Source organism: Clostridium sp., assembly GCF_017888565.1.
In the GTDB taxonomy this organism is placed as follows: Bacteria; Bacillota; Clostridia; order Clostridiales; family Clostridiaceae; genus Clostridium.
On the sequence record NZ_JAGHFX010000015.1, the window covers coordinates 1 to 3,052 of the forward strand.

Consider the following 3,052-nt stretch of genomic DNA (forward strand, 5'->3'; position numbering starts at 1 on the left):
ACTGCTGGATGATTAACAGCATTTGTACCTACTTGAACTTGTTGCCATTGAGAGTGATAACCCCCACATGATGTATTACCTTGTAACATTTGTTCTTCTATATGCCCCCAAGGATCATTTGTTATATCTTTCCCACAACCATTGCAAATACTTAACTCCCTTTCTTCATATACTGGAACATTTTCAGTCCAAGCTGGTGTTACAACTACATCTTCCCAATGCCCTACCTCATCATGGTAAACTTTATCAGTTATAGGATTCCAATTATGAGTATGAGTTTGTGAACTACTACTTGAAGATGAACTACTTCCTGAACCTTGAGAACTACTACTTGCCCCATTATTTGATGAAGAAGTAGATTCACTTGATGAATTACTTGAGCTATTTGATGTCGAATTTGAAGTATTAGCAGTAACTCCTTCACTTGAACTATCATTATCATTATTGGCTACTTTCTTTTCTGCATCTGCTATCTTATTTTCCAAGTCCTTTTTCTCTTCATCTGATAGGTTAGATGTATCTGTCTTTTTTAATTCTTCTAATTGCTCTTTGACATCCTTCTTTTCTTTATCAACATCTTTTTCATTGTCTTTTTCTATAGCAATATTTTTGCTTTCTACATTCTTATTATTTAATATCATTGTTCCAGCTACTGTTAATACTAAAACTCCAGCTACTGTTCCAGCTATTATTTGTACTTTCCTATTTTTTAACATTTCTTTTATTTTTTCTAAATTCATAAATTTACCTCCTTCTAAATTGGTGTCCTTCGGGAACACTATTTTTTATCTAAATTCTACAATATCTAATTTATTTATCCTTTGTTTTCAGGAATATTATAGCAAATTTTTTTTACTTTGTAATTCTTGTAGGAGTATCAAATGTAACTACTGGTGCTACTTTCCTATCTAATATTAAATCTCCATTTTTTGCTTGCTTATAAATAGATCTATTAAATTTTGCAAAATTCCTATTTGAAATTTGTTGCGAACATTCCCACTTAGTTTTCCTTAAAATTTCTTTTGTTCTTATCCTTTCAGCTTCATGTTGCCCTTTTAAATCTTTTAAATTTCTCTGTATATATTTTCTAATAGCATCAACACTCTTTCCAATTCTACGAGATATTTCTTTAGCATCTATCCCATTTAAATATAACTTCTCAATCATAATTTTATCTCTCAAATCCAATACCAAAATGAACACCCCTTATTTTAGATATAGTTGTCCCAACCCATTTGATTGGACAAATTTAATTCTTTTATATTAATAAATATATCATTTGACACGTAACATGTCAATATTTTTGACATATTTCATATCATGCGTTTAAATATATTTTTCTTTACGGTATAACTAATTATGAGGTGTATTAATATGAATAATTTTTTTTCAAATAATATAAAAAGTCTTAGAGTTGATAACGATTTAACTCAACAAGAAATAGCTGATGCTCTTGGAATAACTAGATCTCGATATTCAAATTATGAAAATGGAATAAATGAACCTTCACTAGATATATTAATAAGATTATCAAAACTATTTAACTGTTCTATTGACGATCTATTAAAAGTCAAAATAAATACTATTATTAAAAGTAAAATAGATAGTATTATCACAGAAGAACCAGAAACTAGTTTAAACTTAAATGAATTTAATTATTCTGACTTAAAAAAGAAACTTCTAGAAAATAGAAACTTTTATGAAAAAAAGAAAAACACTATATTAGATGAAATAGATGTTAAAATATCTGAAATAGATTCTGTTTTAGATTTTATAAATAATCTTTATACTGAAGAATATTCAAATGAAATTTCACCTAATAAAAAAGATGAGTAATATGAAAATTATTACTCATCTTTTTTATATTTTGTTATATTACATCTATCTCTTTATTAATTCATGTCCCCAGGGGACATTTTTCTTTTCATTTTTCCAATTATCAGTTCCTATAAATATTTCCTTTTAGCTTCTCTCAAAACACCTCTAAATTTTTACATAGTTTCCCCAACCCATTTAGTTGGACAAATTTTAATTATATACTTACATTTTTTGTCTTATTACAACAATATAATATCAATATCAACATTATATGTCAATATGAAAGTATTTTTAAAAAAATATTTTTTATTATTATTTTCATTTTGGCTTTTTTCTATCTTTTGTTCTATTTTACTATTATGCTATTGATAGAAAGGGGGAATTTTTTTGAAAAAGAATTATTTTTGTGAAAATCTAAAATATATAAGAAGTTCTCTAAATATCAGTCAAAAAGAAATAGCAAATTACTTAAAACTAAATCCTAGTTCATACTCTAATTATGAAAGTGGTCGCAGAGAGCCTGGAATAGATGCTTTAATAAAGATCTCGGATTTCCTTAATGTTGAAATAGATAAACTCTTAACTGAAAATTTTAGTAATAATGCTAACTTTTTAAAAGATATTCAGAATAAACTTTTAAATGATATTGATTATAATGAAAAGGTTGAAGATATTAATTCAGATTTACGTAAAAATATCTTATTAGAATTGGAGAAGAAGAAAAAGAAATACTTATCTCTCCTTAATAATGAAATACCTAAAAAAATTAAAGAAATTGATAGCTTAATTGAGCATATAAATCTTTATAATCAACAAGATTTAGAAATTAGTAATGAAATTTCACCTAATGTTATTAAATTTAAAACTAAGAAGAGTGATATTGATTATAGATCAATAAATCTTATTGGAAATGTATCTGCTGGTAATCCTTGTTACGCTTATGAAGAAATATTAGATAGTTTTAATATACCTTCTAAACTACTCTGTCCTTCTAAAGATTACTTTATTCTTGAGGTTAAAGGAGATAGTATGGATAAGCTGTATTCTCCTGGGGATTTACTCTTAATAGAAAGTACCACTTTGGTTAGTAATAATGATATTATTATTGCTATAATTGATGATGAAGCAACTTGTAAAAAGGTTCATTTTTGCCCTAATGAAATTGTTTTAATTCCCCAAAGCAATAACCCAGCACATAAAATTCAAAGATATAAACCTATCAATGTCCATATAT

The 3,052-nt window shown here is 26.4% G+C and carries 4 protein-coding genes; 2 read left to right on the forward strand and 2 right to left on the reverse strand.

What is annotated here, in order from left to right; translation table 11 throughout:
• A partial coding sequence (locus J7M87_RS02730; protein ID WP_291648440.1) for a hypothetical protein occupies positions 1–740 on the reverse strand: 740 nt, incomplete at its 3' end.
• A gap of 112 nt (positions 741–852) precedes the next feature.
• On the reverse strand, positions 853–1,167 hold the full coding sequence (locus J7M87_RS02735) for a DNA-binding response regulator (RefSeq protein ID WP_291648441.1): 315 nt from the start codon (positions 1,165–1,167) through the stop codon (positions 853–855).
• A 207-nt stretch (positions 1,168–1,374) separates the two neighbouring features.
• Between J7M87_RS02735 and J7M87_RS02740 the strand changes: the two genes are divergently transcribed.
• Both J7M87_RS02740 and J7M87_RS02745 read left to right on the forward strand, forming a co-directional pair.
• Positions 1,375–1,836 carry a helix-turn-helix transcriptional regulator gene (locus tag J7M87_RS02740; RefSeq protein WP_291648442.1) on the forward strand — a complete coding sequence of 154 codons (462 nt, stop codon included), beginning with the start codon at positions 1,375–1,377 and terminating at the stop codon, positions 1,834–1,836.
• A gap of 369 nt (positions 1,837–2,205) precedes the next feature.
• Positions 2,206–3,052: XRE family transcriptional regulator (locus tag J7M87_RS02745; protein ID WP_291648443.1), on the forward strand; the 847-nt coding region annotated here is incomplete at its 3' end.

Coding starts and splice junctions, on each gene's coding strand:
- J7M87_RS02735 (WP_291648441.1), bottom strand. CDS start 1,167: ATGATTGAGAAGTTATATTTAAATGGGATAGATGCTAAAGAAATATCT.
- J7M87_RS02740 (WP_291648442.1), top strand. CDS start 1,375: ATGAATAATTTTTTTTCAAATAATATAAAAAGTCTTAGAGTTGATAAC.